Source organism: Agrobacterium tumefaciens (genome assembly GCF_005221385.1).
GTDB classification, from domain to species: Bacteria; Pseudomonadota; Alphaproteobacteria; order Rhizobiales; family Rhizobiaceae; genus Agrobacterium; species Agrobacterium tomkonis.
Genome location: NZ_CP039904.1, coordinates 958,303 through 983,536, shown reverse-complemented (window position 1 = coordinate 983,536; position 25,234 = coordinate 958,303). Strand labels below are relative to the sequence as shown.

General features: G+C 58.9%; 23 protein-coding genes and 1 tRNA gene. 17 read left to right on the top strand and 7 right to left on the bottom strand.

What is annotated here, in order from left to right; translation table 11 throughout:
* Positions 1 to 48: 48 nt before the first annotated feature.
* Positions 49 to 909: a LysR family transcriptional regulator gene (locus tag CFBP6623_RS19725; RefSeq protein WP_046799050.1), complete on the bottom strand. Its 861-nt coding sequence runs from the start codon at positions 907 to 909 to the stop codon at positions 49 to 51.
* 99 nt (positions 910 to 1,008) lie between these two features.
* Between CFBP6623_RS19725 and CFBP6623_RS19720 the strand changes: the two genes are divergently transcribed.
* The gene (locus CFBP6623_RS19720) at positions 1,009 to 2,028 is read left to right on the top strand and encodes a bile acid:sodium symporter family protein (protein WP_046799049.1); all 1,020 of its coding nucleotides are present in this window, start codon (positions 1,009 to 1,011) and stop codon (positions 2,026 to 2,028) included.
* A 66-nt stretch (positions 2,029 to 2,094) separates the two neighbouring features.
* Here the strand turns inward: CFBP6623_RS19720 and hspL are convergent, their stop codons facing one another.
* Positions 2,095 to 2,577, bottom strand: a complete 483-nt coding sequence (gene hspL / locus CFBP6623_RS19715; RefSeq protein ID WP_046799048.1) for a heat shock protein HspL — start codon at positions 2,575 to 2,577, stop codon at positions 2,095 to 2,097.
* A 368-nt stretch (positions 2,578 to 2,945) separates the two neighbouring features.
* Between hspL and CFBP6623_RS19710 the strand changes: the two genes are divergently transcribed.
* On the top strand, positions 2,946 to 3,887 hold the full coding sequence (locus CFBP6623_RS19710; RefSeq protein WP_046799047.1) for an alpha/beta fold hydrolase: 942 nt from the start codon (positions 2,946 to 2,948) through the stop codon (positions 3,885 to 3,887).
* Between the two features lie 23 nt (positions 3,888 to 3,910).
* On the opposite strand, the gene hisN is transcribed toward CFBP6623_RS19710, so the two are convergent.
* Positions 3,911 to 4,687, bottom strand: a complete 777-nt coding sequence (gene hisN, locus CFBP6623_RS19705; RefSeq protein WP_046799412.1) for a histidinol-phosphatase — start codon at positions 4,685 to 4,687, stop codon at positions 3,911 to 3,913.
* A gap of 334 nt (positions 4,688 to 5,021) precedes the next feature.
* A complete protein-coding gene (locus CFBP6623_RS19700; protein ID WP_046799046.1) occupies positions 5,022 to 5,906 on the bottom strand; it encodes an N-formylglutamate amidohydrolase in 885 nt (294 codons plus the stop codon).
* A 182-nt stretch (positions 5,907 to 6,088) separates the two neighbouring features.
* Here CFBP6623_RS19700 and cpdR point away from each other — a divergent pair, with 182 nt between their 5' ends.
* The 11 genes from cpdR to CFBP6623_RS19645 all read left to right on the top strand — a co-directional run bounded on the left by cpdR (position 6,089) and on the right by CFBP6623_RS19645 (position 17,938).
* Positions 6,089 to 6,451, top strand: coding sequence for a cell cycle two-component system response regulator CpdR (gene cpdR, locus CFBP6623_RS19695; protein ID WP_003497910.1), 363 nt, complete (start codon positions 6,089 to 6,091; stop codon positions 6,449 to 6,451).
* A gap of 82 nt (positions 6,452 to 6,533) precedes the next feature.
* A tRNA-Val gene (locus CFBP6623_RS19690) sits at positions 6,534 to 6,608 on the top strand.
* 328 nt (positions 6,609 to 6,936) lie between these two features.
* Positions 6,937 to 7,950 (top strand): substrate-binding domain-containing protein, encoded by a 1,014-nt coding sequence (locus CFBP6623_RS19685; RefSeq protein ID WP_046799045.1) that lies wholly within the window; start codon positions 6,937 to 6,939, stop codon positions 7,948 to 7,950.
* A 69-nt stretch (positions 7,951 to 8,019) separates the two neighbouring features.
* Positions 8,020 to 9,540: a sugar ABC transporter ATP-binding protein gene (locus tag CFBP6623_RS19680; protein WP_046799044.1), complete on the top strand. Its 1,521-nt coding sequence runs from the start codon at positions 8,020 to 8,022 to the stop codon at positions 9,538 to 9,540.
* 12 nt (positions 9,541 to 9,552) lie between these two features.
* The gene (locus CFBP6623_RS19675; protein WP_046799043.1) at positions 9,553 to 10,554 is read left to right on the top strand and encodes an ABC transporter permease; all 1,002 of its coding nucleotides are present in this window, start codon (positions 9,553 to 9,555) and stop codon (positions 10,552 to 10,554) included.
* A gap of 52 nt (positions 10,555 to 10,606) precedes the next feature.
* The gene (locus tag CFBP6623_RS19670) at positions 10,607 to 11,581 is read left to right on the top strand and encodes a sugar-binding transcriptional regulator (RefSeq protein ID WP_046799042.1); all 975 of its coding nucleotides are present in this window, start codon (positions 10,607 to 10,609) and stop codon (positions 11,579 to 11,581) included.
* Positions 11,578 to 12,576 (top strand): aldo/keto reductase, encoded by a 999-nt coding sequence (locus CFBP6623_RS19665; RefSeq protein ID WP_046799041.1) that lies wholly within the window; start codon positions 11,578 to 11,580, stop codon positions 12,574 to 12,576. The genes CFBP6623_RS19670 and CFBP6623_RS19665 overlap by 4 nt, the downstream gene beginning before the upstream one ends.
* A gap of 121 nt (positions 12,577 to 12,697) precedes the next feature.
* A complete protein-coding gene (locus tag CFBP6623_RS19660; protein ID WP_046799040.1) occupies positions 12,698 to 14,422 on the top strand; it encodes a glycerol-3-phosphate dehydrogenase/oxidase in 1,725 nt (574 codons plus the stop codon).
* Between the two features lie 2 nt (positions 14,423 to 14,424).
* Positions 14,425 to 15,267 (top strand): class I fructose-bisphosphate aldolase, encoded by an 843-nt coding sequence (locus CFBP6623_RS19655; RefSeq protein ID WP_046799411.1) that lies wholly within the window; start codon positions 14,425 to 14,427, stop codon positions 15,265 to 15,267.
* The gene (locus tag CFBP6623_RS19650; protein ID WP_046799039.1) at positions 15,260 to 16,759 is read left to right on the top strand and encodes an FGGY-family carbohydrate kinase; all 1,500 of its coding nucleotides are present in this window, start codon (positions 15,260 to 15,262) and stop codon (positions 16,757 to 16,759) included. Before CFBP6623_RS19655 ends, CFBP6623_RS19650 begins: the two co-directional genes overlap by 8 nt.
* Before the next feature lie 273 nt (positions 16,760 to 17,032).
* Entirely contained in the window at positions 17,033 to 17,938 is a 906-nt protein-coding gene (locus CFBP6623_RS19645) for a LysR substrate-binding domain-containing protein (protein WP_046799038.1), read from the top strand.
* A gap of 63 nt (positions 17,939 to 18,001) precedes the next feature.
* On the opposite strand, the gene CFBP6623_RS19640 is transcribed toward CFBP6623_RS19645, so the two are convergent.
* Together CFBP6623_RS19640 and CFBP6623_RS19635 are read right to left on the bottom strand one after the other, a co-directional pair.
* Positions 18,002 to 18,694: an SDR family NAD(P)-dependent oxidoreductase gene (locus CFBP6623_RS19640; RefSeq protein ID WP_046799037.1), complete on the bottom strand. Its 693-nt coding sequence runs from the start codon at positions 18,692 to 18,694 to the stop codon at positions 18,002 to 18,004.
* A gap of 10 nt (positions 18,695 to 18,704) precedes the next feature.
* Positions 18,705 to 19,907 carry a pyridoxal phosphate-dependent aminotransferase gene (locus CFBP6623_RS19635; protein WP_046799036.1) on the bottom strand — a complete coding sequence of 401 codons (1,203 nt, stop codon included), beginning with the start codon at positions 19,905 to 19,907 and terminating at the stop codon, positions 18,705 to 18,707.
* 431 nt (positions 19,908 to 20,338) lie between these two features.
* Here CFBP6623_RS19635 and CFBP6623_RS19630 point away from each other — a divergent pair, with 431 nt between their 5' ends.
* The 4 genes from CFBP6623_RS19630 to CFBP6623_RS19615 are packed head-to-tail and all read left to right on the top strand — an operon-like array spanning position 20,339 to position 24,286.
* Complete coding sequence (locus CFBP6623_RS19630; protein ID WP_046799035.1) at positions 20,339 to 21,271, top strand: ABC transporter permease; 933 nt, start codon at positions 20,339 to 20,341, stop codon at positions 21,269 to 21,271.
* Positions 21,268 to 22,071, top strand: coding sequence for an ABC transporter permease (locus CFBP6623_RS19625; protein ID WP_003519698.1), 804 nt, complete (start codon positions 21,268 to 21,270; stop codon positions 22,069 to 22,071). The genes CFBP6623_RS19630 and CFBP6623_RS19625 overlap by 4 nt, the downstream gene beginning before the upstream one ends.
* Before the next feature lie 25 nt (positions 22,072 to 22,096).
* On the top strand, positions 22,097 to 23,173 hold the full coding sequence (locus tag CFBP6623_RS19620) for an ABC transporter substrate-binding protein (protein WP_046799034.1): 1,077 nt from the start codon (positions 22,097 to 22,099) through the stop codon (positions 23,171 to 23,173).
* A 9-nt stretch (positions 23,174 to 23,182) separates the two neighbouring features.
* Positions 23,183 to 24,286: an ABC transporter ATP-binding protein gene (locus CFBP6623_RS19615; RefSeq protein ID WP_046799033.1), complete on the top strand. Its 1,104-nt coding sequence runs from the start codon at positions 23,183 to 23,185 to the stop codon at positions 24,284 to 24,286.
* A 155-nt stretch (positions 24,287 to 24,441) separates the two neighbouring features.
* Here the strand turns inward: CFBP6623_RS19615 and CFBP6623_RS19610 are convergent, their stop codons facing one another.
* Positions 24,442 to 25,209: a 5-oxoprolinase subunit PxpA gene (locus CFBP6623_RS19610; RefSeq protein WP_046799032.1), complete on the bottom strand. Its 768-nt coding sequence runs from the start codon at positions 25,207 to 25,209 to the stop codon at positions 24,442 to 24,444.
* Positions 25,210 to 25,234 lie beyond the last annotated feature (25 nt).

The following is a 25,234-nucleotide window of genomic DNA, read 5'->3' as shown; positions in this document are numbered from 1 at the left end:
CCAGTAAAAGTGCATAGCGGTTTTGCATCCGGAAATGCGCCAGGCAAGCTATACGAAGCTGCCGGGTGCGATGCTCTTGCTGGAAACCAGATCGGAAAGGGCGCGCACCAGCTTCGCATCCGCGCCCTTGCTCGGCTGTAGCACGAATTCCACGTCTTCGAGCGCCGGCAGCACATCCGCCGCAATCTCCTTGAGACCGGCGGGCGCCATGCTGCGCGGTTGCACCAGAATGCCCATGCCCGCTCTTGCAGCAGCAGTCAGTCCACTAAGGCTGCCGCAGGTGCAGACGATGCGCCAGGCGAGACCGGCACGGTCCAACGCTTCCTGCGCCGCCTTTCTGGTAATGCTCGGCGGTGGAAAGGCGATCAGCGGCAGGGCGTCCGGCTGGTTCAGCATCCGCTCCGGGTCGCGCGCCAGCCACACCAGCGGTTCGCGATAGAGGAAGTGTCCAAGCTTGTCGCCAAGACGGCGTTTCGCCAGCACCACATCCAGTTCGCCATTGTCTTGCATCTGGTAGAGCACGCCACTCAGCGAAACCGTCAGTTCCAAATCCACCAGAGGATAAAGACGGATGAATTCTTCCAGAATAGCCGTCAGCCGACTGGCGACGAAATCTTCGGATACGCCGAGTCTGAGCCGTCCGCGCAGGCGGCTTTCGCTGAAGAGCGAGGATACCTTGCTGTCGATGTCAAGCATATTACGGGCATAACCAAGCAGCGCTTCGCCCTCACCGGTCAGTTTTACCTGATGGGTGCTGCGTGCAATCAGCCGACGACCAAGTGAGGCCTCCAGCCGTTGAATATGCTGGCTGACGGTGGATTGGCCAACGCCCAGTCGCTCGGCGGCCAGCGTGAAGCTGCCGGTTTGCTGAAGCATGACGAAGCTGGCAAGATGTTGAAGGTTCAGCATTATCTCAAATCACGATAACTGTTAGTCTTTGCATTCGAATTCATGATTAGCGATAGTGGCTGACATTTCAAGCAAAACCGATGCCGGAAAGATTTTCCCATGACCCGCTTCCTGCCTGACCGCTTCACCATGATGCTGGTTGCCACCGTGATTTTGGCTTCCTTTCTGCCCATCAGCGGTGAGCCGGCGGAATATTTCGGGCTGGCGACGAAGCTGGCGATTGCGCTTCTGTTCTTCCTGCATGGTGCGCGGCTGTCGCGGGATGTGGTGATTGCCGGCATCCTGCACTGGCGTCTGCACTTGGCGATCCTGCTCGTCACTTTCGGCCTTTTCCCGTTGCTGGGCGTGGCGATCGGTTTCATTCCAGAAAGCATTCTGCCGGCACCGCTTTATATGGGCGTGTTGTTTCTCTGTGTCCTGCCATCCACCGTGCAGTCTTCCATCGCTTTCACCTCGATGGCGGGCGGAAATGTACCGGCGGCGATCTGTTCGGCTTCGGCATCAAATATTTTCGGCATGTTCCTGACGCCATTGCTGGTTGGGCTGCTGTTTACGGTCGGCGGCCATGGCAACGGGTTTTCGCTGGACGCGTTCCTGCAAATCTTCCTGCAGCTGTTGTTGCCTTTCATCGTCGGTCAGGTGTTGCAGCCGTGGATTGGCGACTGGATCCGGGCGCGCAAGAAACTGCTGTCTCCCGTCGATCGCGGCTCCATTCTGATGGTTGTCTATCTCGCCTTCTCCGATGCGGTCATCGAGGGCATATGGCACACGTTTTCGCTCAGGGACATCGGGGTGGTCATCGTCATCAACATTCTGCTTCTGGCGCTTGTCCTCTGCGTGACGATGTTCGGCAGCCGGGCGCTTGGTTTCAACAAGGCGGATGAAATCACCATCACCTTCTGCGGGTCCAAGAAGAGCCTTGCCAGTGGCGTGCCCATGGCGGGTGCGATCTTTGCCGGCCAGAGCATTGGTGCAATCGTTCTGCCAATCATGCTTTTCCATCAGATTCAGCTGATGGTCTGCGCCGTACTGGCCCAGCGTTACGCCCGCAAGGCCCAGGAAAAGGCAGCGATTACAGAAACGGCTGCCGCAGAAGGCGTGGCGGCGCCCACCCGCTGACACGAAAATTTCTGCAAACAAAAACGGCCCCGTAAAGGGGCCGTTCCTGTTGCATGTCAGGATAGTTTAGTTGACCTGAGCCGGCGTGATCTGGGCTTCGATCGTCTTCGGCGCATCGGCGCTGTCGGACGAGATCGCGATGCGGCGCGGCTTCATGGCTTCCGGAATATTGCGGACGAGATCGATATGGAGCAGGCCGTTCTTTAAGGAAGCGGTCTGGACTTCGACATGGTCGGCAAGCTGGAAGCGGCGTTCGAAAGCGCGCGTGGCGATGCCGCGATACAGGAACTCGCCTTCGGATGACTTCTCGTCCCCGGACTTCTCAGCCTTCACCGTCAGCGCATTGGCGCGGGATTCAATGCTGAGTTCGGTCTCATCGAAACCGGCAACAGCCATGGTGATACGATAGGTGTTTTCGCCCGTCCGTTCGATATTGTAGGGCGGATAGGACTGGGCCTGTTCGGGCTGGCCGAGGCCGTCAAGCATCGAAAAAAGACGGTCGAAGCCGACGGTGGAGCGATAAAGGGGAGAAAAATCGACGTGACGCATGGTGTCCTCCTTAAGAAGCGACTGTTTGCGGTTAAATCCGGCGTCCCGTTCTGGCGACGACCGGACATAGGGCGCGGCCCCGTTCTGGCGACCGCATGAAGGAGATGGGAATGGCTTGAGCCTGCGTCAAGGGGTGGTCACAACATGAACCATGGCTGAACATCCGGTTCCGGCATCATTCAGTTTGAGCGCCATAAAACTTCGGTCATCGGAGACATTCTCCGTGGACAGAAGCAATAACGTCCCTTCTTCTTCTGTCTTACTCGCCGGAACCGCGACTGCTTTAACCGACGGTTCCGGCAATTTTTTCTTTGACCTTCTGTCGCCGCCGACCTATCCGAAAAGAGTTGAAAAGCCGGAAAAGACCGATGATCGAAGCCACATTGCGCGCCAGCGAAGACAACCCGGTTCCCGGCAACCATACCGTCGGATATTTTGCCGGCCATGGCGGCAAACAGCTTCGATATGCGATCTTTCGCACCAGCCGCCATATTGCCCGCGGAACGGTGGTTCTGCTGCATGGCCGCAACGAATGTATCGAGAAATATTTCGAAACGGTTGCCGATCTGACGGCCATGGGTTTCTGGGTCGCGACCTTTGACACACGCGGGCAGGGCGGTTCTGAACGGCTGTTGAAAAGGCCGGGCGCCGGGCATGTTCGGCGCTTTTCCGACTATCAGCGCGATATCAGCCTGTTTCTCGAGCAGGTGGTGTTGCCGGATACGCGGCTGCCATTCTTCATGATAGCGCATTCCACCGGCGCGCTTGCAGCGCTTGCGGCGGCACCCGACCTGTCTAACCGGATAGACCGCCTCGCGCTTTGCTCGCCATTCATCGAACTGGACAGCCAGCAATCCATTCCCGCGCCCGTCATCCGGCTTGTTTCGACGGTCTTAAGTCTCATCGGCCTGGGAAGAGTTCAGCTCGGCAAGGATCAGCGTGAGCGGGATTTCGATGGCAATCCGCTGACCTCGGATGCGAAGCGATTTGCGCGAAATCTGTCGCTGCACCGGCAATTTCCGGAACTGTTCATCGGTGCGCCGACGGCGCGCTGGGTCTATGAAGCCTTGAAGGCCATGGCGCGGGTGACCCGCCAGGACCATCTCACTAACATCACCATTCCGACCCTCATCCTGGCGCCGATGCTGGATACGATTACGCCCTATAAGGCGCAGGAAGAGCTCTCACGCAATTTCCGTGCGGCGCAGCTTCTTCCCGTCACCGGCGCGCGCCATGAACTGCTGCATGAGCGCGACGTTTTCCGCAAACAGGCGCTGGCGGCCATCGACGCTTTTTTCGCGCCGGAGTGATGTGGCCGCCAAAGCGGAAAAAACTATAGTTTCGAGAGAATGGCGAGCGCCTGTTCGTGCACGGCCCTGGAGCCGGCTGCCAGAATGCGTCCGCCATTTTCCGGGCGCCCACCATCCCAGGTGGTCATGATGCCACCGGCCTGTTCGACCACCGGGATCAATGCCCCGACATCATAGGGCTTCAGACCGGATTCGATCACCAGATCGACGTGACCGGCCGCGAGCAGACAATAGGCGTAACAATCCACGCCGTAGCGGAATAGGCGGACCTGCTCCTCCACTTTTTCATAGAAGGGCTTTTCTTCCGCGGTGAAAATATGGGGGGTAGTCGTGAACAGCACTGCATCCGACAGCGAAGCGCAGTCACGCGTGCGGATTTTCCGTTCGCCATCGGGGCCGAAATACCAGGCGCTCTCACCATCAGCGAAATAACGCTCTTTCGTGAAGGGCTGGTCCATGATGCCCATCGTGGCGCGGCCGGTCGACTGGAAGCCGATCAACGTACCCCAGACCGGCACGCCGGAAATGAAGGCACGGGTGCCGTCGATCGGATCGATAACCCAGATGTGGTCGCGATCAAGGCCGACATTGCCATGTTCTTCGCCAAGAATGCCGTGCTGCGGAAAACGCGCTTCTATGAGGGCGCGAATGGCAGTTTCTGCTGCCTGATCGCCTTCCGTCACCGGATCATAGCCACCATCCTGCTTGTTGGTGACGGCAATGCCCGTGCGAAAGCGGGGAAGCGTTTCAGCGCTGGCTGCATCGGCAAGTTTGAAGAAGAAATCCCGGTCGGGCAGCATGCGAAACCTCATTGCCTGGATGGTGGAGCCTGAATGAATTGGCGTGAATTGCGTGGCGAAATGCATAGACCGGAATCACATCCGCCGTCCACTCGTATGGGTGCGGGAGCCGGTGTTTCCATATTTTCGGCAAAAGTCTAAAAAATAGGCATAAAATAAAATGATTGACAATTGTGCATATACTGCGTAGCGTGACCCTGCAGTCTTTGACTGTAAATACCCTCCTTGGGTGTTTCCTCCCTAGACTTGACCGCGCCAAAAGCGCGGTTTTTTTTGCCCGGCACACGGCCAGGCGGTCTGGTCTAAAGATTTGAAATGTCAGGGATTTGATGCGTTATTCGGCGGCGAGCGAGGTTTCGATCGCGTATTCTGAAACGAAAGCGCCGAGCTGGCGCATGAAGATTTCCAGCGATGCCTGAATGGCCGGAAAATCGGCTTTCTTCGAAAGAGTCTTTTCATCGACGTAAAGCGACCGGTTGACCTCGATCTGCAGCGCGTGGAGGGAGCGAATGGGCCGCCCGTAGTGTTCGGTGATGAAGCCGCCGGCATACGGCTTGTTGCAGACCGCGATGAAGCCCAGCTCCTCAAGGAAATGCAGGGCGGCGCGGGAGACTTCCTGGGATGCGCTGGTGCCGTAGCGATCACCGATGATCACATCCGGTCGGAGGTTTGAGCCGGCGACGCGGATATTACCGGGCATGGAATGGCAATCAATCAGCACCGCCATGCCGAAATTGGCATGGGTGCGTGAAAGCAGCCGGCGCAGGCAGGCGTGATAGGGTTTGTAGATTGTCTCGATCCGCGATAGTGCCTCATCGACCGGCAGGCGGTGAGCATAGATATCCATATTTTCGGCGACGATGCGCGGCACCGTACCCAGACCGCCGGCAACCCGCATGGAGCCGATATTGGCATAAGGCGGCAGGGTGCCTTCGAACATGCGTGGATCGAGCTCGTAGGGCTCGCGATTGACGTCGAGATAGGCGCGGGGAAAATTCGCTTTCAGAAGCGGCGCGCCGATCTCAGGGGCGGCGGCGAAAAGCTCATCGACGAAATGATCTTCCGAGCGACGAATCTCATGCGAATCCAGCCGCGCCGATTCGAGGAAGGAAATGGGATAACAGCGGCCGCTATGGGGTGAATTATAGACGAATGGCAGGGTTTGAACGGCAGGCTCCGTTACTTCAAACAACTCATATTCGCCCGTTACCCAGTCCATTCAGACCCATTTACCATGTCACAAACTATCAGGATGTTCATGTTGCCAGTTACCGTGCGGCAAGTCCATACTATCGCCAAAGCAGCGCTATACCGATTCACGTGTTCACAGGATATTTACCGTGAAAATCCTATAATCGGGCTAGGGTATTCCAAACATTGAGCAGTTACGGTCACTTAACCATGAATCAAAAAATTCTTCTTGCTGAAGACGACAACGATATGCGCCGCTTCCTCGTCAAGGCGCTGGAAAAAGCCGGTTACAAGGTTTCTTCCTTCGACAATGGCGCAAGCGCTTACGACCGGCTTCGCGAAGAGCCTTTTTCGCTGCTGCTGACCGATATCGTCATGCCTGAAATGGATGGCATAGAACTTGCGCGACGCGCGACCGAACTCGACCCGGACCTGAAAGTCATGTTCATCACCGGCTTTGCCGCGGTCGCGCTGAACGCCGATTCGAAGGCCCCGAAGGACGCCAAGGTGCTTTCCAAGCCATTCCACTTGCGCGATCTGGTGGATGAGGTCAACAAACTCCTTGTGGCGTAAGGCCTCTTAAAAAACCTTCACAAAACCGAAAAAAAGCAGTTGACGCACGAACAGGTTTTGTGGTCTATCCGCCGCCAACGGAGGGCGTGTAGCTCAGCGGGAGAGCACTACGTTGACATCGTAGGGGTCACAGGTTCAATCCCTGTCACGCCCACCATCCGAATTCATAAAAAGGGTTTCTGAGTGATCAGAAACCCTTTTTTTGTTTCTGGCCCGCTTCAGGGCAATCTCCCCCCACCTGATCCGCGAGAGGCTTTCATGACGTCTCAAAGCGTTAAAATTCCCAAGCGGCCGATTGCCCGTTCGGACCTTACCCCCAGCTTCGTCCGATGACATTCATGTAGTTCGCAATAAATTTCACAGTACAAAATAAAATTCAAATCGCATTGACGCCCACTCGGTTTCCGGATATTCCAATGCTCATGCAATAAATTACACCGTTCAAAATTTATTGCGGACTAGCTCATTGTCCTTGGGAGGGGAATATGTTGGCTTTTCTGAAATCGACCGTCGCCGCGGGTGTTTTTGCCGTGGCGATTTCCGCTGGCGTAGCTTCACCGGCCGCCGCCGCGAGCAAATTTGCCTGCGAACCGGGTGAGACCTATGTGATGAACGTCATGGTTTCCAGTCACCCCTATTGGGTGCCGGTCTTTGAAGGGTTCAAGCAGGCGGCCAAGGCGCTTGGCTGTGAGGCGGTTTTCACCGGCACGCCCGAATATGACATCACCAAGCAGATCGCGTCCTTCGAGCAGGAACTGGTGAAAAAGCCGAAAGGCATTTTGCTGCATCCGATGCAGGCCGATCCCTTCATCGAACCGATCAACAAGGCCATTGCCTCCGGTGTGTCGGTAACGACCTTCGCGGCCGATTCTCCGAAGTCGAAGCGCACCGCCTATATTACCTCGGACAATGTTGCCGAGGCGAAATTTGCGGCTGACGAAATCGTCAAGAAGATCGGCGAAAAAGGCGAATATGCGGTTCTGGAAAATCCGGGCCAGAGCAACCACGATCTGCGCGTCACCGCCCTCATCGATTATATGGGGCGCACCTATCCGCAGATGAAACTGGTCGGCCGCCAGGCGACCAATCAGGATTCGAACCTCGCCTATCAGGCGACCGGTGCATTGTTACAGGCCAACCCAAATCTGGGCGCCCTGTGGATTCCCGAGGCCGGTTCGGCCGAAGGCGCGACGGCCGCTGTTCTGGAGGCAAAGAAGAAGGTCCTGATCCTGCACGCGGACATCACGCCTGCGACGCTCGAGCATATCAAGCAGGGCAATATCTACATGTCCATCAATCCCAATCAGGGCGTTCAGGGCTTCATGGGCTTCATGAACACCTTTCTGGGTGCCCATTCGGATCTGATCGACCCGTTCAACGACTATAAGGTGTCGGGCTTCAACCCGATGCAGGTTCCGTCGATGGACAATGGTTTTGCCGTGATCACCAAGGCGAACGCCGCTTCCTTTGATCTCAACGACTATATGAAGGGGCGCTGACGCGTCGCCCTTGAACCGGCGGGGTTTGAGCCTCGCCGGTTAAATGGGAAGCAGCTTCGGGAGGACGTTATGGGCGAGGTCATCCTCAGCATGACGAATATTCATAAGGCGTTCGGCCCCGTGCGGGCGTTGCGCAGTGCCGCACTCGAATTGCGGCGTGGTGAAATCCACGCGCTGGCGGGTGAAAACGGTGCCGGCAAGTCGACGCTCATGCATATTATCGATGGCATTCTGCAGCCGGATGGCGGCGAGATCCTGCTGGACGGCAAACCGGTGCGGATATCTTCGCCCAATGCGGCGAACCGGCTCGGCATCGGTTTTGTCCATCAGGAGATTGCCCTTTGCCCGGAAATTTCGGTTGCCGAGAATATGTTCATGTCAGAGACCGGCCAAAGCCGTTCCTTGTTCATGAATTATCGCGATCTCGGCAAGCGGGCCGCAGCCATCCTGCGGGAAATCGGCGATATCGACCCCGCCAGCCGCGCCGGCGATCTGTCGATCTCGCAACAGCAGATAGTCGAAATCGCCAAGGCGCTGACGCTGAATTGCCGTATCCTGATACTCGACGAGCCGACGGCGGCCTTGACCGAAACTGAAGCCCAGACGCTTTTCCGGATCATGCATCGGCTGGCGGAACGCGGGATTGCGATCATCTATATCTCGCATCGGATGGCGGAGATTTTTGAACATTGCGACCGCATCACGGTGATGCGCGATGGCTGCCACATCAAGACGGCGAATATCGCGGAGATTTCCCCGGAAGAGGTCGTCAACAGCATGGTGGGGCGGGTTCTCGACAAGCTTTATCCGCCGAAACTCTCGGAAGATGAAAAGTCGAACGATGTCATTCTTTCTGTTCGGGGATTGAACGAAGGAAAGCGGGTTTTCGATGTCGATTTCGATCTGCGTCGCGGTGAAATTCTCGGTCTTGCCGGTCTGATCGGCGCGGGCCGAAGCGAGATCGCACGGGCAGTCTGCCGGCTGGAAGGGAAGCCCAGAGGCGAAGTTGCGCTGCGCGGCCGGCCGTTAAAGCTGAAGGATTATCGCGACAGCATCCGCGAGGGACTGGTCTATCTGTCCGAGGATCGCAAGGGCGACGGGCTGTTCCTCAATATGTCCATTGCCGAAAATGTCTCGGCGCTCGATGTCGGCAGGATATCGAACGGCATGGGCTTCATCGAGCGGCGCAGGGAAATGAAGCGCGCAGATGAGCTGGGCAAGCGGCTGAAATTGCGGGCGAACAGCGTCGGCGACGCGGTCTCGACCTTGAGCGGCGGCAACCAGCAGAAGGTGGCTCTGGCGAAGATGCTGTCGGTGGAACCCGAGGTCATCTTTCTGGATGAGCCGACGCGGGGGGTGGATGTGGGCGCAAAGGCTGAAATCCACCGCCAGATACGGGAACTGGCGCGCGAAGGCGTCGGAGTGGTGGTCATATCCTCAGAGCTGCCGGAACTCATCGGCGTCAGTGATCGCGTGCTGGTCGTGCGCGAAGGGCGCATTGCCGGTGAGGTGGAGGGAGAGGACATGACGGAGGAGAAGATCATGCAGCTTGCATCGATCAATATTGTGCATAGCCCGGCCGGGGCCTGAGGGAGCGGGAAAATGGCAACATCGGAAACACCTTCAAGCCTTGCCGAGGCGGCGGTTCGCCGTACTGCATGGTGGGAGCCGGCGCTGAAAGCGCGGGAAACCGGGCTGATCGTCATCATCCTCGCGCTTTTTGCGGTGATGTCGTTCATATCGCCGTATTTTTTGACCGTGGACAATCTGCGGGCCATGGCCATGGTTTTCGCCATCGAAAGCATCGTCGTGGTTGGCATGACGATCCTGTTGATCTCTGGTGGCATCGATCTCTCGGTCGGTTCCGTCACGGCACTTGCCATGGTTGCGGCCGGCTGGCTATTCCTCAACGGTGTCGATCCCTGGGTGGCCGCCGGGCTGGCGATCTGCCTGACGACATTGGTCGGCATGGCCATGGGCTTCCTGACGACGGTGATCGGCCTGCATCATTTCATCGTGTCGCTGGGCGTCATGGTGATTGCTCGCGGCGTCTGCCTGCTGGCAACGGGCGGTCGTCCGCTCGGCCTCTTTTCCCTGCCGCCGGAGTTTAAGTTCATCGGCCAGGGTGCGCTCGGCGGCATTCCGCTGGTGCTGATCATCTTCGCGGTGGTGGTCGTTTCGTTCGATCTATTGCTGCGACGCACGACCGCCTTCCGCAAGGTGTTCTATACGGGCAGCAATCCCAAGGCGGCGGCCTATTCCGGCATCCGCGTCGGCCGGGTGGTATTCGCCACCACCACATTGTGTTCGATGCTGGCCGGCGTTGCAGGTGTGATCTACATGGCTCGCTTCGGGTCCGCCCAGCCGAGCTTCGGCATCGGCATGGAACTCAACGTGATTGCCGCGGCGGTCATCGGCGGCGCCAGCCTTTCGGGCGGCTCGGGCACCATTCTTGGCGCAATCCTCGGGGCGATCCTTTTGTCGGTCGTTTCAAGCTCGCTTGCCTTGCTCAATGTGTCTGTCTACTGGCAGGACATCATCAGGGGCAGCATATTGCTGACGGCGGTTCTGTTCGACCACTATCTGGTCAGGCGTCGCCGCTGAGCGCCCATCGAGCGCGCATTGAACGCCCGAAGGTAACTGGAGAAAGACGATCATGCTGGATATCAAGGACGACTTCGATCAACAGAGACAGGTATATTCCGTCCTGGTGCTGCATTTCATCGAGGGTGTAAAACAGTCGGAGATCGCCGAGCGGCTCAATCTTTCCCATACCAAGGTAAACCGCATGATTGCTGCGGGCCGCAAGGCCGGCATGGTGAAGATCACCATCGCCAGCCCCTATCAGCGGTTGGTGGACCTTGAAAACGAGATCACCCGCCGTTTCGGTCTCAGGCAATCGGTGGTGACGCCGACCGTTTCCGACAATCCCGAAACCGCGCTGCAGATGGTCGGGCGGGTGGCCGCCAATCACTTGCTGGAGACGATCCGGGATGGCGACGTGATCGCGATTACCGGTGGCAAGGCGGTAAGCGCGGTTGTCGACAATCTGGAGGCGGAGCGCCGTTTCGATGTGCGGGTCGTGCCGCTGACCGGCGGTGTGCAGGGCAAGCATTATACGGATGTCAATCATCTCGCCACGCAGCTGGCGGAAAAGCTTGGCGGCAGCGCGTCGCTTCTGCATGCGCCGTTGTTTGCCGAGGACGAGGAACAGCGCGATCTCCTGATGAACGTCGCATCAATCCGCGAAGTGTTTGATCTGGCACGGCAGGCGCAGGTGGCGCTGGTCGGCATCGGTTCGGTGGAGGCGCCGGGTTCCGGTTATTACGATCTTCTGCCGGATGTGGCCCGTGGCGGACAGGCGCTGGTGGATGCGGGCATTGCCGGGGAATTCCTCGCCCACCTCACCATGGCGGACGGGCAGCTGGCGCGCATCGATCTCAACTCGCGCGTGGTGGCGCTGGACCCCGGGCAGCTTGCCCGGTGCCCGAACATCATTGGTGTGGCGGCAGGCGCCATCAAGGCAGGACCGGTGGCAGCCACGCTTGCCGGCCGATATCTGACCTCGCTCGTCGTGGACGAGGCTATCGCCGGCTATTTACTGGATCAGGAAGAAGGGGAAATTTCGTGACGGACAATTCCATATTGACCCGGACGATTGGCGGCAGCAGCATCAACGCTTCAGTTGTGGGGCTCGGCACCTGGGCCATCGGCGGCTGGATGTGGGGCGGTACTGATGAGCGGCAATCCATCGCCGCCATTCAAGCGTCCATCGATGCCGGCATTTCCCTCATCGATACCGCACCGGCCTATGGCATGGGGCTTGCGGAAACCATCGTCGGCAAGGCGATTGCCGGTCGGCGCGACAAGGTGGTGCTTGTCACCAAATGCGGGCTCGTCTGGCATGTGAATGAGGGCGCTTATTTCTTCCATCAGGATGGCAAGCCTGTTCACCGTTATCTCGGCGCGGCGTCGATCCGGCATGAGGTTGAAGAGAGCCTGAAGCGGCTCGGAACCGATTATATCGACCACTACGTCACCCATTGGCAGGACGCCACGACCCCAATTGCCGAGACGGTTGATGCCCTGGTGCGGCTTAAGGAGGAGGGGAAGATACGCTCGATCGGAGCAAGCAATGTCTCGCCCGACGATCTGGAGGCCTATATCGCCACCGGTGCGCTCGATGCCATTCAGGAAGAATATTCCATGGTGAAGCGGGATATCGAGACGACGCTCCTGCCGCTTTGCCGAAAGAACGCCGTTTCCGTGCTCAGCTATTCGTCGCTGGCGCTCGGTCTGTTATCGGGCAAGGTCGGACCTGAGCGGGTATTTGCAGAGGATGATCAACGCCATGGCAATCCCCGTTTCAGCCAGTCGAACCGTCAGAAGATCGCGCAGTTGATGGGTGTGCTGGAGCCGGTGGCGGCTGGGCACGGTGCCTCGGTGGCACAGGTGGTGATTGCCTGGACGATTGCTCAGCCAGGTATCACATTTTCGCTGTGCGGTGCACGTGACCCGGCTCAGGCGGTTGAAAATGCCGCGGCAGCCCGCCTGCGCCTCACGGACAGTGAAGTGGCCCTCATCAGCGCCGGCGTCGCCGAACATCTTGTGGGGCTTGATAGCTGAACACGTAGTCGGGACGGGTCTTCCGGCGAATAACACATAATTTTCGGCGCCCGTCTTTCCTGTCGCTTTAAACGGTCAACAACATTGGGACGCTGGTCATCAGCCAGCGAACGGTATTTCTATGCCCAGTTTTCGCGAGGACGCTCTGCGCCGCATCCGGCAAGATGGTGATTTCGATGCCGTCGTCATCGGCGGCGGCATCAACGGCATCGCCGCCTATCGCGATCTCGCATTGCAGGGGTTGCGGGTACTGCTGGTAGAGCGCAATGATTTTTCCTCCGGCTGCAGCGCCGCGCCCTCACGCATGATCCATGGCGGCCTTCGTTATCTCGAAAACGGCGAATTCGGCCTCGTGGCGGAATCGCTGCGGGAGCGTGATGCGCTGCTGACGCTCGCGCCGCACATGGTTCATCCGCTGCCAACGACGATTCCGATCTTCTCGACTTTCAGCGGGCTGTTCAATGCAGCGGCGACATTTTTCGGCTCCGGCGGCAAACCCGCAAGCCGGGGGGCGCTAGCCATCAAGGCGGGTCTCACGCTTTATGACTTTGTAACCCGTAAAAACCGCATTCTCCCCCGCCATGAGTTTCGCAGCGCCGGCAAGACGCTGCAGCATTGGCCGGGCCTGACACCTGATATCAGATATTCAGCGACCTATTACGATGCATGGATAAGCCAGCCTGAACGGCTTGCGCTGGAACTCCTCATCGATACCTCGACCGATGCACCGCAAAGCCTTGCGCTCAACTATGTGGAGCTGGTTCGCACCGGGGATGACTATCGTCTTCGGGTGGAGGAAACAGAGGAAACCCTGCCTGTCCGGCCCCGGATCATCGTCAATGCTACGGGAGCTTGGATCGACGAGACGATCGGTGCGTTGACGGAGGCTCCGACTGCGGAAAAAGCAAAGCCTACCGTTTCCGGCACCAAGGGATCACATTTGATCCTGGCGAATGAGGCGCTTCTCAAAGCCCTGAACGGGCATATGATTTTTTTCGAGAATGCCGATAACCGCGTCTGTATCCTCTTTCCCTATCTTGGCCGTGTTCTCGCGGGTTCGACCGATATCAAGGTGGATCGTCCTGAGAGGGTGCGATGCGAGCCGGAGGAGCGCGACTATATTCTCGATGCGATCCGACAGGTTTTTCCGGATATCGCCATCGACCATTCCGACATCGTCTTCAGTTTCAGCGGCATACGCCCGCTGCCGCGCAGCGATGCCGCCTTTACCGGGAGAATCTCCCGCAGCCATTTCATTCACCGCGTCGCCGGCGATCCGCCGCAGCTTTGCATGATCGGTGGCAAGTGGACAACCTTCAGGGCTTTTGGCGAACAGGTGACCGACGAGGTTCTGGCCTTTCTCGGACGCAAGCGGCTGACCGGCACGATGGGTCGCCCAATCGGCGGTGGCAGGAATTTTCCGACCGGTGCCGGACGCCTGCCCGCCTTACTATCGGAGGAGTTTTCGATCGGCGGGGACCGGGCCGAACATCTGGCGTCGGCCTATGGTTCACGCGCGCTTGAAGTGATGGGCTTTTGCCGGGGCCGCCCGGATGACACGCCGCTTTGCGAAAAACTGCCCGTCACAGCTGCGGAGGTTATCTGGCTGATCCGTTCCGAACATGTCCGGCACCTGACCGATCTCATTCTGCGGCGAACCACGCTTGCCATAACCGGTCGCATCAACGCCGATCTGATCGACGCAGTCCTCGGCGTCACGGCACGCGAACTGGGTTGGTCATCGAGCCATGCGGCGGGCGAGCGGCAGCGGCTTATTCATGAGCTGGAGACCTTTTATGGGGTCAGTCCGGCAATGCTTCAACACAGATGCAAGGAGAATGCATGATGATGCGGATTTCGAAAAAGGCGCGCATGAACCGGTTGTTCCGCAATGGCGGATGCCTTGATGTGGCCATCGATCACGGGGTTTGCAACGAGCCGAGTTTTCTCATCGGGCTTGAGGATATGCCGCAGACCGTCGAAAAGCTGGTGGAGGCAGGTCCCGACGCAATCCAGATGGTCTACGGGCAGGCAGATCTGTTGCAGCAAAGGCCGGAGCGGGACAAGCCGGCCCTCGTCATGCGCATCGATATGGGTAACCCCTACAATTCCACGCGCCACAGAACCATGTGGTCGCAGCTTCAGAATTATCACGATCCAATCATCGGCGCGCTGGAAATGGATGCCGCCTGCGTTGTCGTGAACCTGTTCATGCTGCCGGATGAGCCGGAACTGTTTCGCCAATGTGTCGAAAATATCAGCCGTGTGCGCGCCGATTGCCACCGGTTCGGCATGCCGCTGATGATCGAGCCGCTGGTGATGCTGCCGAATGATATCAGGGGCGGTTATCAAGTGGATGGCGACGCCGAAAAGATCGTCACGCTGGTGCGTCTTGCCTCGGAAATGGGTGCCGATATCATCAAGGCCGATCCCACCAGTGATCCGCAGGATTTTCACCGGGTGATCGAAGCGGCGCGCTGCCCGGTGCTGGTGCGGGGAGGGGGGCGAGAGGACTTGCGCAACGTGCTGGCAAAATCGGCGGCCTTGATGGCTCAAGGGGCGAACGGGCTGGTTTATGGTCGCAACATCTATCAGCATGACAATCCGAAGGCCGTTGTTGCGGCCCTGATGGGCATCATCCATGAGGGTGCGAGCGGTGAGGAAGCATGGGACATCTATAATCGTGGCTGAGAAAAATCATATATTGGGTTTGGATGTCGGCAACACGGTCATCAAGGCCGTGCTGTTCGACACGGCGGGCCGGCAGGTCGCACAACATGCCATCGACGGCCATTCGACATTTCCGCAGCCCGGTTATGTCGAGCGTGATCTTGAGGAATTATGGCGCAATGGTTGCGCGGCGATCCGCCAGCTTCTGGCAAAATCCTCGGTCGATCCCCGCAGCATTGTGGCGGTGGGCTGCGCCGGTCATGGCAATGGTCTTTACCTGCTGGACAAGGGGCAACAGCCACTGCTCGGCATCCAGTCGCTTGATAGTCGTGCCGCCGATATTGCGGCCGAGCTTGACCGGAAAAGCGGAGATTTATTGCAGGCCCGCTGCCTGCAACGGCCATGGCCTGCGCAAACGCCCAGCCTGCTTGCCTGGGTAAAACGGCATGAGCCTGACATATATGCACAGACCGGCACGGTGCTGTTCTGCAAGGATTTCGTCAATTTCCGTCTGACCGGCTGCCTTGCCAATGACATTTCCGACCTCAGCGGTGCGGGATTGCTTGCCTTGCCTGAAGCGAAGCTCGACCGGGAACTTCTGTCGCTTTATGGGCTTGATGATGCCGTTGCCTTTTTCCCGCGCCTCGTGGAATCGGCTGACATCGTCGGCCGCGTCACAAGCGAGGCTTCAGGAGCGACCGGGCTCTCCGAAGGCACGCCCGTCATTGGCGGGTATTTCGATGTCGTCTCCAGCGCCATGGGGTCGGGCGTCATCAATGCGGGAGAGGCTTCCATCATTGCCGGCACCTGGAGCATCAACCAGGTTTTCGCCGACAAACCGGTCATCAGTCCCGACGTCTTCATGGTGACGACATTCGGCCGGGACCGCTATGTCAATATCGAATCCAGTGCCACATCCGCCGCCAATCTCGAATGGTACGTGCATCGCATTCGCGGCGACCATGGCGATCAGGCCTTCGACCGGTGCAACGAACTGGTCGGCTCGGTTACACCGCGCGCCGACGATCCGTTCTTTCACCCCTTCATCTTCGGTTCACGGCTGGGCGCGGAATTCCGGGGCGGCTTCTACGGTCTGGCGGGGTGGCATGGCGAAGGCCATATGTTGCGTGCCCTGTTCGAAGGCGTCTGTTTCGAACATCGTCGTCATATCGGCGTCCTGCGTGAAGCCGGCCTGCCGGTCGAAAGTGCCGTGATGTCCGGCGGCGGTTCCCGCAGCCAGCATTGGCCGCAGATCATGGCGGATGTGCTGGAAATTCCCCTACGTGTCGCCGAAGCCCGCGAGACGGGCGCGCTTGGTGCGGCGATCGGTGCGGCCGTGGCGGTCGGTCTCCATCCCGGTTATGAGGAAGCGGTTGCGGCGATGACGCGCGTGGCGAGTGCCTACGAACCGAATGAAGGCCAAGTCCGGCATTACCGGCGGCGTTATGGTATCTACACACAATTGACCGGCCAGTTGCGGGGCTTCTGGAATGCTCTTCGCCTGCAGGAATAAAGGTTCCGGGCTTTCCGATTGAGCGGTGCGCATCATGCGCACCGCATAGATCATGACGGCAGCGGTGCTTTTGGCCTTGGCCGGCTGGTTTATTGCCCGGCGGTTCATCGGCCGCATCACGAACATTATCGGTGAGACCGCTCAGATCGCACAGGATGGTCAGTGCCGCCGCGCCGCAATGCGGACGGGGCCAGGCGGGGAAATGCAAGATGGACATTATCGGCAAATTGCGCATCTTATCCCTGCAAGCAGTAATGGGATAAGCAGCAGCAGATGGATATCAGGCGCCTGAAATCGTTTATCACGATTGTCGACATGGGTAGCATAACAAGAGCGGCGGATGTGTTGCATATCGCCCAGCCGGCGCTGAGCCAGCAGCTGGCGAGCATCGAGGAACATTTCCGTCAGAAGTTGCTGACCCGAAGCCAGCAGGGCGTGGTCATGACCGATGCCGGCAAGGTCGTCTACAGGCATGCCCAGGTGATTTTGCGACAGATGGAGCAGGCACAGGCGGAGGCGCTGGAGGCAGGTGCGGTCCTCTCCGGCAAGGTATCAGTCGGGCTTGCGCCCTTCAGCAGCGCGGCCACATTGGCGCTGCGTCTGATGGAGGAAACCAAGCGGCTTCATCCCGGCATTCTCCTGCATATCACGGAAAGCGTCAGCCAGCCCTATAGTCAGATGATCATGAACGGCCGTCTGGAAATGGGCCTGATTCACGGCACCGGGCCGATCCGGGGTGTCAAGTTCACGCCGTTATTGCGTGAGGAATTCGTGCTGGTCGTGCATCGCAGCTTCGGCGTGGAGCCCGGCGATGCGCCGATCACAGTCGCTGATCTGGCATATCTGCCCTTTCTTCTGCCACCGACCTATAATTTCGTGCGCCGCGCCATCAATCTTGCCTTCACCCGCAGCCGCAAGGATCTGATCGTGATGGCGGAGTTGGAATCGGTAAGGACCATCGCGCGCGGCGTGGATGCCGGGCTTGGCGCGACCATAACGCCCAAAGCCATCGCCGACCGCATCGTGGCGGAATCCAATGAGGAAATCGTCGTCAGGCAGATCGCGAGCCCAATGATCGAGGAAACGCTGTCCTTCTGCGTATCGGACAATACACCGCTCTCCGAGCCGGCGCTTGCCGTGAAGGAAATATTACTGCAACTGGCGGAGACCTTGAAATAAAAGGGTCAGGCCGGTTTTAAAGCCAAGCGCAGCACCGTTTCTCGGTGCCGCGCGTGGAAAAGATCAAAGCATGGCTTCCTTGCGGCAGTTCACCAGCAATTCGGCCACCGAAAGATTGTTCGGCAGGCGAAGCAGGGTTTCCACCATTTCGGCAAGATCTTCCGGCTGGGTCATGTCCTCGCGGCTGACTTCCGTTTCGCCTGATGTCATATCGGTTGCGATATAGCCGGGGCAGAGGGCGGTGGCGCGCACGCCGCTGTCCCATAATTCCTGGCGGATACCATGGGTGAGGGCGACGACGGCGAATTTCGTCATCGCATAACCGACATTCGACCCAACGCGGCGTCCCGCCAGCGAGGCGACATTGATGACCCTACCCTGTCCGGTTTTTACGAGATGAGGAATGGCGGCGCGGGTGACCCTCAGCGGACCCTTGACGTTGATGCGCCACATCTGGTCGAGGCTTTCTTCACCCGTATCCATCACCCGGACCTTCGGGTTGATGCCGGCGCAATTCACCAGACCATCGATCCGGCCATACCTGGCCGCAACCGCGTCAACCCAGGCCTCCGCCGAGCCCGCCTCTTCCGCATCGTAGCGATCAGCCGAAAGCCGGTCCTTCACCGCAACGGCGGCCGGATTTCGCGCTCCCGCCGCGACGGTGAAACCGGCTTCGTGAAGCCTTTTGGCGATCGCAAGGCCAAGGCCCCGCGATGCGCCGGAAACCATGATGACACGGCCACTTCCTCCCAACATGCTGTTCTCCCTATTTCATTCCATTGCAGAATTCGGCGATGCGGGCGCAGCCTTCGGCAAGGTTTTCCATGCTGGTGGCATAGGAAAGCCGGAAGAAGGGGCTGAGGCCATAGGCCGCGCCCTGCACCGTGGCAACGTGATGTTCGGCGAGCAGCGCCATGACGAAATCGGTATCGTTTTCGATCTTCGTGCCGCCCTTCGTCGTCTTGCCGATCAGCGCGGCAATATTCGGGAAGATGTAGAAGGCGCCCTCGGGCTTGTGGCAGCGAGGGCCGTCAATCTCGGCCAGCTTGCCGAGTACGAAATCGCGGCGCGTCTTGTAGATATCGGCGCGCTCCTTCAGCAGATCCTGCGGGCCGTCGAGAACCGCGACGGCGGCGGCCTGCACGATGGTCGCGACGCCGCCGCTGTTTTGGGTGTTGACGTTGCTGATGGCCTTGATGAGATCCTTCGGGCCGCCGCAGAAACCAAGGCGCCAGCCGGTCATGGCATAGGCCTTCGATGCGCCGTTGACGGTCAGAACACGGTCATAAAGCCGGGGTTCGACTTCGGCGATGGTGCAGAATTCGAAGTCGTCATAGATCAGGTGCTCATACATGTCGTCGGTCATGATCCAGACATGCGGATGCCGCAGCATGACCTCGGCGATTTCCTTCATTTCCGCGCGCGAGCAGGCGGCGCCCGTGGGATTATTGGGGAAGTTGAAAAGCAGCCATTTGGTCTTCGGGGTAATGGCGGCTTCGAGATCTTCGGCCCGCAGGCGGAAACCGTTATTCTCCGGGCAAATCACCGGCACCGGCACGGCGCCCGCGAACTTCACGATATCGGCATAGCTGATCCACGACGGCGCGGGAATGACGACCTCATCGCCCGGATCGCAGGTGGCCATGATGGCGTTGAAGATGATCTGCTTGCCGCCGCCCGCCACCAGAATCTGGCTTGGATCGTAATCGAGATTATTGTCGCGCTTGAACTTCCGCTGGATTGCGGCCCGTAGCGCCGGCGTTCCGTCGGCTGGCGGATATTTCGTGTCACCGGCAAGGGCCGCCGCATGCGCCGCCTCGACCGCGTGGGCAGGGGTCGGGAAATCCGGCTCGCCGGAAGACAGGCTGATGACCTTGATGCCCTGAGCGGCGAGATCGCGGGCTTTCTGGGTCATGGCGAGCGAAGCCGACACGGTGACGTTGTTAAGGCGTTGGGCGATGGTGGGCATGGATTATTTCCGATTGTGACGGTGAAGGCAGGCATCGTCGCGACGCCAGTGCATGACAAAGAGGTTACGGGAATTTTCCGCCGTTTCCCCAATACGACTTCGATGTGAGGTCATACGGGATTTTGATGCATCGGCTTCAAACGGCTGCTTCGGTCCATACTCGTATGCGATGACCTAAGAGCAATAAACTATTATGCAGGGCGTCGGCTTAGCCCCTAAGCTCCTGACAACAACAAGGGAACGACGCGTCGGGCAATATTGCCCAAAGAGGTAACCGACGCGAGCAAGCAGAAACATGCGACAGGTGCCGGCGAAAGACCGGATACCTCGACAGGGAGCACACCCAGCAAATTCTAGTCATAGGCTTGGACGATCACGTCGTTCGGGTCAACGCGATGCCTCGTGCCGTATTCAACGCGACGGGAGTATAGATGTCGGATATTGCGATCATGAAACCCCATGCCCTGCCACGCCGTGGAATTTCCGGCTGGAAAGCCATCGAGCGCCGGCTGTTTTCACCGGGCATACTCATATTGCCGCTGTTGATCTTCCTCACGATCTTCTTTTTCTGGCCGGCCATCCGCCTGATGACCTTCAGCGTCATGACGCAGAATTCGCAAGGGTTGATCGGCTCCCCCTTCACGCTTGCCCATTATGTCAGGTTTTTCGAGGTCGACCTTTACCAGAAGGTGCTCTGGGCGACGATCCGCATCAGCCTCGTCACCTCCATCATCGCGGCGATACTGGCCTATCCGGTCGCGACCGTGCTTGTGCGCGGCAATATCGCCACCACCCGCATCATCACGCTGATTGTCATCGCGCCGCTCGCTGTCAGCGTCGTGGTTCGCGCCTATGGCTGGCAGCTCATTCTCGGCAACGGCCCGACCGGCCTTCTGAATTATGTGCTGATGAATCTGGGCATCATAGACAGCCCGCTGACGCTGCTGTTTTCGGATGCCGCCGTCATCATCGGCTCCCTGCACATTTTCTTCCCGATGATGGTGCTGCCGCTGTCCTCAGCTCTCGGCAAGATCGATCCCAATCTGCAGCAGGCCGCGCGCACGCTCGGCGCACCGGCATGGAAGGTGTTCCTGCGGATCACCTTCCCGCTCAGCCTTCCTGGTCTGGTCGCAGGTTTCACGCTGGTGTTTTCTCTGGCCTCGGCATCCTACGTCATTCCCGCTTTGATCGGCGGCCCCGGTTCGCAGATGCTCGGCAACATGGTCGAACAGCAGGTTCTCGCGGTCTATGACTGGCCGTTCGGCGCCACCATCGCCACCATCCTCGTTTTCATCGTCATTCTGATCAACGCCGTCTCGATGCGGCTGCTCGGCGGGCGTCGTATCAAGGCAAGCGCGTCATGAACAACAAGCTGACCGGCACGTCCGCCATCGTCCTTTACGCGATCACCGCCGCCATGATGGTCTTCATCCTGGCCCCGATCGTCCTCGTCGTCGCCATCTCGTTCTCCGACAGTTATTTCGTCACCTTTCCGCCGCAGGGCTTCACCTTCCGCTGGTATGCGGCGGTGATGCAGAACGAGGAATTCACCGCCGGCCTCACTTTCAGCGCGGCGCTGGCGGTTGCGACCACCATTCTTTCGCTGGCGCTCGGTGTTCCCGCCGCCTTCGCGCTCTCCCGTGGAAAATTCATCGGCCGCTCGCTGATGAAGGGGCTGCTGCTTTCGCCGCTGATCTTTCCCGTGCTGGTGACCGGCCTGGCATTGCTGCAGCTTTTCTCCGGCTATGGCTGGATGGATACCAAGCTGAAGCTTCTGATCGCCCACACCGTGGTGACGTCGCCCTATGTGATCCGCACGGTGCTGACCAGTCTTCAGCTCGTCAATGTCAGCCTTGAGGAAGCGGCGCGCACGCTCGGCGCCACCCGCTGGAAAACCTTCACTCGGGTGATCTTTCCGCAGATCGCGCCCGGCGTCGCCTCCGGCTCGATCTTCTGCTTCATGGTTTCTTTCGACAATTATCCCGTTTCGATGTGGCTGGCCGATTCTGCGAACCTGCCCGTGCCCATCGTTCTCTATCGCCAGATCGGCACGGTCTTCGATCCTTCGGTCGCGACCATGTCCACCATCATCATCCTTCTGGCGGTGACCGTCGTGCTCGTCCTCGACAGGCTGGTGGGTCTGCGCCGGGCAATGGCTATGTAAATCAACAACAAGAGGGGTACCGGAAATGACAGACAAGACCATCATCATGAAACGGCGCAGTTTCCTGACAGTCACCGCAGGCGCGCTCGCCACACCCTATTTCTACACCGCGGCTTCCGCACAGGACCGCACCATGTATGTCGGCGTCTATAATTCGGCGCAGGGCGGGCTGATCAAGAAGGAAGTGATCCCGGCTTTCGAAAAGGAATATAAGTGCCGGGTCCTGACGACCGAAGGCGCGACGCTCGCCAATATCGCGACGCTGCGCGCCACCCGCGAAAATCCGCAATATAGCGTGATGTCGATGGACGATGTCGGTGTTCCGCAGGCCAAGGAGGAAGGCCTGATCGAGCAATTGCCGGCGGATGAAATCCCCAACCTCAAGAATGTCTATTCGCGTTATCTCTTCGAAGACAATTTCGGGGTCGGTTTCGCGATTTCGATTGCCGGCCTGTTCTATAATCCGACGACGGGCAAGCCGTTCGAAAGCTACGAACAGATGTTCGACAAGAAATATGCCCGCCGCATGCTTCTCAACACACCGAAGAATACCCAGAGCGTTCTGATGCTGATGGTGGCGGCCGCCCTTGCGACGGGCAAGCCGCTGAAAGAAGCGCAATATGATACGGATGCCGGCTGGGCGAAACTCGCCGAGCTGAAGCCTAACGTGCTGTCGATCTATGATGCGGAAGCGCAGACGATGATGGTGGCGCAGGGCCAGGCGGATTTCGGCGGCATCGAATATTCCAAGGCGGTTTATCCGCACACCAAGAAGGGCGTGCCGCTGGACATGACCTTCCCGAAGGAAGGTGCATTCACCGGCATCAATTCCATCGCGCTCGTCAAGGGCGGGCCGCACCGCGATCTCGCGCTTGCCTATATCAACCGCATCCTCGATCCGGGCGTGCAGAAGATGCTCTCGGAAGCGACGCTGAGCGCCCCCTCCGTCAAGGGCATCGAGTTCGGCGCGGATACGGCGAAGTTCCTTGCCTACCCGGAAGCGAAGATGGAAACGCTCAACCTCTTCACGCCGGACTGGAAATACATCATTCCGCGCCGCGCCCAATGGCTCGAAAAATACAACCAGACCTTTAACGGCTGAGGAACGCTGATGAAATCCGTAGAAGTCCGCCTGGAAAGACTGACCAAGCATTACAGCGGTCAGGTCGTTGCCGTCGATGATGTTTCGCTTACCGTCAAGGCAGGGGAAATCCTGGCGCTTCTCGGCCCGAGCGGCTGCGGGAAAACGACCTGCCTTCGCATGATTGCGGGGCTTGTCGATCCCACCTCGGGTGAAATCGTGGTCGGCGGCAAGCCGACCACGCGCACCCCGGTTCACCGCCGCAATGTCGGCATGCTCTTCCAGAACTATGCCCTGTTTCCCCATATGACCGTTGCCGAAAACGTCGCCTTCGGTCTCGAAATGCGGGGTATCTCGAAGGCAGATCGGGAAGGGCGCGTAAAGCAGGCGCTCGATCTCGTTCAGCTGCACACCTTCGGCGACCGGCTGCCGGCGCAGCTTTCCGGCGGCCAGCAGCAGCGTGTGGCGCTGGCGCGTGCGCTGGTGATCGAACCTTCGATGCTGCTCCTGGACGAACCGCTCGGCGCGCTCGACAAGGGCCTGAGGGAAAGCATGCAGGTTGAAATCCGCAGCCTGCAGCAGCGGCTTGGCCTCACCACCATCATGGTGACGCATGATCAGGACGAGGCCCTGACCATGGCGGACCAGATCGCTGTGATGCGGGACGGCAATCTCGAGCAGATCGCCCCGGCCGGCGAAATCTACCAGAAGCCGCTGACCCGCTTCGTCGCCGGTTTCATCGGCGCCTCGAACTTCTTCGAGGCGAGCGTGGCGGAGCGCAGTGGCCGTTCCGCACGGTTGGTCACTGGTTCCGGCGTTTGGCTCGATGTCGAGGATATGGGGGCGGTTCAGGGCGACAAGGTCGTCGTGACCGTTCGCCCCGAAGCAATCTCGGTCTCACCGCTTGCGGTCGATGCGGGTGAAAGCGCCAGCAATTCCACCACGGCGCGGGTGGAGCAGGTCGTTTATCGCGGTTTCATGCTGCATTATTACCTGCGGCTGGACAATGGCGAGCCGATGATCGCCTACCGGCAGACCCAGACGGAAGGCTTCACCAATGCCGTCAGCGCCGCTGGCGACCGGGTGAGACTGAGCTGGACGAGCGACAGCAATCACGTGATCCAGCTGAATTGACGATTTCGCGGCCGGGTCGCTCAGGCGGCCCGGCTGGCGACGGATCGAAATCCGTGCCGTATTCCATAGCCGGCAAAAATTACGGCACCGCGCTCCTGACCTGGAATGCGGTGCCGTAATTTTTTGTGCTTCAGGATATGAGGGCGGCTCCCGCTTCAGGCAACCACTTCGCGAGCCGGCACGACGCTGCCGCCACAGGCTTCCACTTCGCTGCGCACCGTGCGCGCAAGCTCCAGTGAGCCGGGCGTATCGCTGTGGACGAGGATCGATCTGGCGCGAACGGGGATGGTCTCGCCCTCAATGGTCGTGACCGTGCCTTTTTCCAGAAACTGGCGTACCCGCGCGCGAACTTTTCCCTCTTCCTTGATGACGGAATTTGGCAGCTTGCGTGGCACGAGCTGGCCCTTCACATCATAGGCCCGGTCGGCGAGAAAGAGGTTGAGCACCTTCAGCCCGCAATCCAGCGCCGCCTTTTCGATCAGCATATCAGGCATCGAAAAGACAATGAGATTGGGATCGACCGCCCTGATCTTTTTCATGATCCGTTCGGCAAGCGCCGCATCGCGGTTGATCATGTTGCCCATGGCGGCATGGAAGCTGATATGGGAGAGGGAGACATCCTGCGCTCTCGCAATTGCCGAAAGCGCGCCAAGCTGGTAGAGAACCTGCTGTTCCATTTCTTCCGCATCGACGGGAATTTCGCGGCGGCCGAAGCCGAGACGATCTGCGAGGCCCGGATGTGCGCCGACGCCGACGCCGTTCTGTTTGGCGAGACGCACCATGCGCGCCATCATTTCCGGATCGCCGGCATGGAAGCCGCAGGCGATATTCGCCGAAGAGACGACCTCCATAAGCTTCTCGTCGTCGCAGACCTTATAGACGCCGAAACCTTCGCCCATGTCGGAATTAACATCGATCTTCATGGTTCCCTCTCCGTGTTTTTCAGGA

Excerpts from the sequence above, each read along its gene's own strand:
- CFBP6623_RS19725 (WP_046799050.1), bottom strand. The coding sequence starts at position 909 with ATGCTGAACCTTCAACATCTTGCCAGCTTCGTCATGCTTCAGCAAACC.
- CFBP6623_RS19720 (WP_046799049.1), top strand. The coding sequence starts at position 1,009 with ATGACCCGCTTCCTGCCTGACCGCTTCACCATGATGCTGGTTGCCACC.
- hspL (WP_046799048.1), bottom strand. The coding sequence starts at position 2,577 with ATGCGTCACGTCGATTTTTCTCCCCTTTATCGCTCCACCGTCGGCTTC.
- CFBP6623_RS19710 (WP_046799047.1), top strand. The coding sequence starts at position 2,946 with ATGATCGAAGCCACATTGCGCGCCAGCGAAGACAACCCGGTTCCCGGC.
- hisN (WP_046799412.1), bottom strand. The coding sequence starts at position 4,687 with ATGCTGCCCGACCGGGATTTCTTCTTCAAACTTGCCGATGCAGCCAGC.
- CFBP6623_RS19700 (WP_046799046.1), bottom strand. The coding sequence starts at position 5,906 with ATGGACTGGGTAACGGGCGAATATGAGTTGTTTGAAGTAACGGAGCCT.
- cpdR (WP_003497910.1), top strand. The coding sequence starts at position 6,089 with ATGAATCAAAAAATTCTTCTTGCTGAAGACGACAACGATATGCGCCGC.
- CFBP6623_RS19685 (WP_046799045.1), top strand. The coding sequence starts at position 6,937 with ATGTTGGCTTTTCTGAAATCGACCGTCGCCGCGGGTGTTTTTGCCGTG.
- CFBP6623_RS19680 (WP_046799044.1), top strand. The coding sequence starts at position 8,020 with ATGGGCGAGGTCATCCTCAGCATGACGAATATTCATAAGGCGTTCGGC.
- CFBP6623_RS19675 (WP_046799043.1), top strand. The coding sequence starts at position 9,553 with ATGGCAACATCGGAAACACCTTCAAGCCTTGCCGAGGCGGCGGTTCGC.
- CFBP6623_RS19670 (WP_046799042.1), top strand. The coding sequence starts at position 10,607 with ATGCTGGATATCAAGGACGACTTCGATCAACAGAGACAGGTATATTCC.
- CFBP6623_RS19660 (WP_046799040.1), top strand. The coding sequence starts at position 12,698 with ATGCCCAGTTTTCGCGAGGACGCTCTGCGCCGCATCCGGCAAGATGGT.
- CFBP6623_RS19655 (WP_046799411.1), top strand. The coding sequence starts at position 14,425 with ATGCGGATTTCGAAAAAGGCGCGCATGAACCGGTTGTTCCGCAATGGC.
- CFBP6623_RS19645 (WP_046799038.1), top strand. The coding sequence starts at position 17,033 with ATGGATATCAGGCGCCTGAAATCGTTTATCACGATTGTCGACATGGGT.
- CFBP6623_RS19640 (WP_046799037.1), bottom strand. The coding sequence starts at position 18,694 with ATGTTGGGAGGAAGTGGCCGTGTCATCATGGTTTCCGGCGCATCGCGG.
- CFBP6623_RS19635 (WP_046799036.1), bottom strand. The coding sequence starts at position 19,907 with ATGCCCACCATCGCCCAACGCCTTAACAACGTCACCGTGTCGGCTTCG.
- CFBP6623_RS19630 (WP_046799035.1), top strand. The coding sequence starts at position 20,339 with ATGTCGGATATTGCGATCATGAAACCCCATGCCCTGCCACGCCGTGGA.
- CFBP6623_RS19625 (WP_003519698.1), top strand. The coding sequence starts at position 21,268 with ATGAACAACAAGCTGACCGGCACGTCCGCCATCGTCCTTTACGCGATC.
- CFBP6623_RS19620 (WP_046799034.1), top strand. The coding sequence starts at position 22,097 with ATGACAGACAAGACCATCATCATGAAACGGCGCAGTTTCCTGACAGTC.
- CFBP6623_RS19615 (WP_046799033.1), top strand. The coding sequence starts at position 23,183 with ATGAAATCCGTAGAAGTCCGCCTGGAAAGACTGACCAAGCATTACAGC.
- CFBP6623_RS19610 (WP_046799032.1), bottom strand. The coding sequence starts at position 25,209 with ATGAAGATCGATGTTAATTCCGACATGGGCGAAGGTTTCGGCGTCTAT.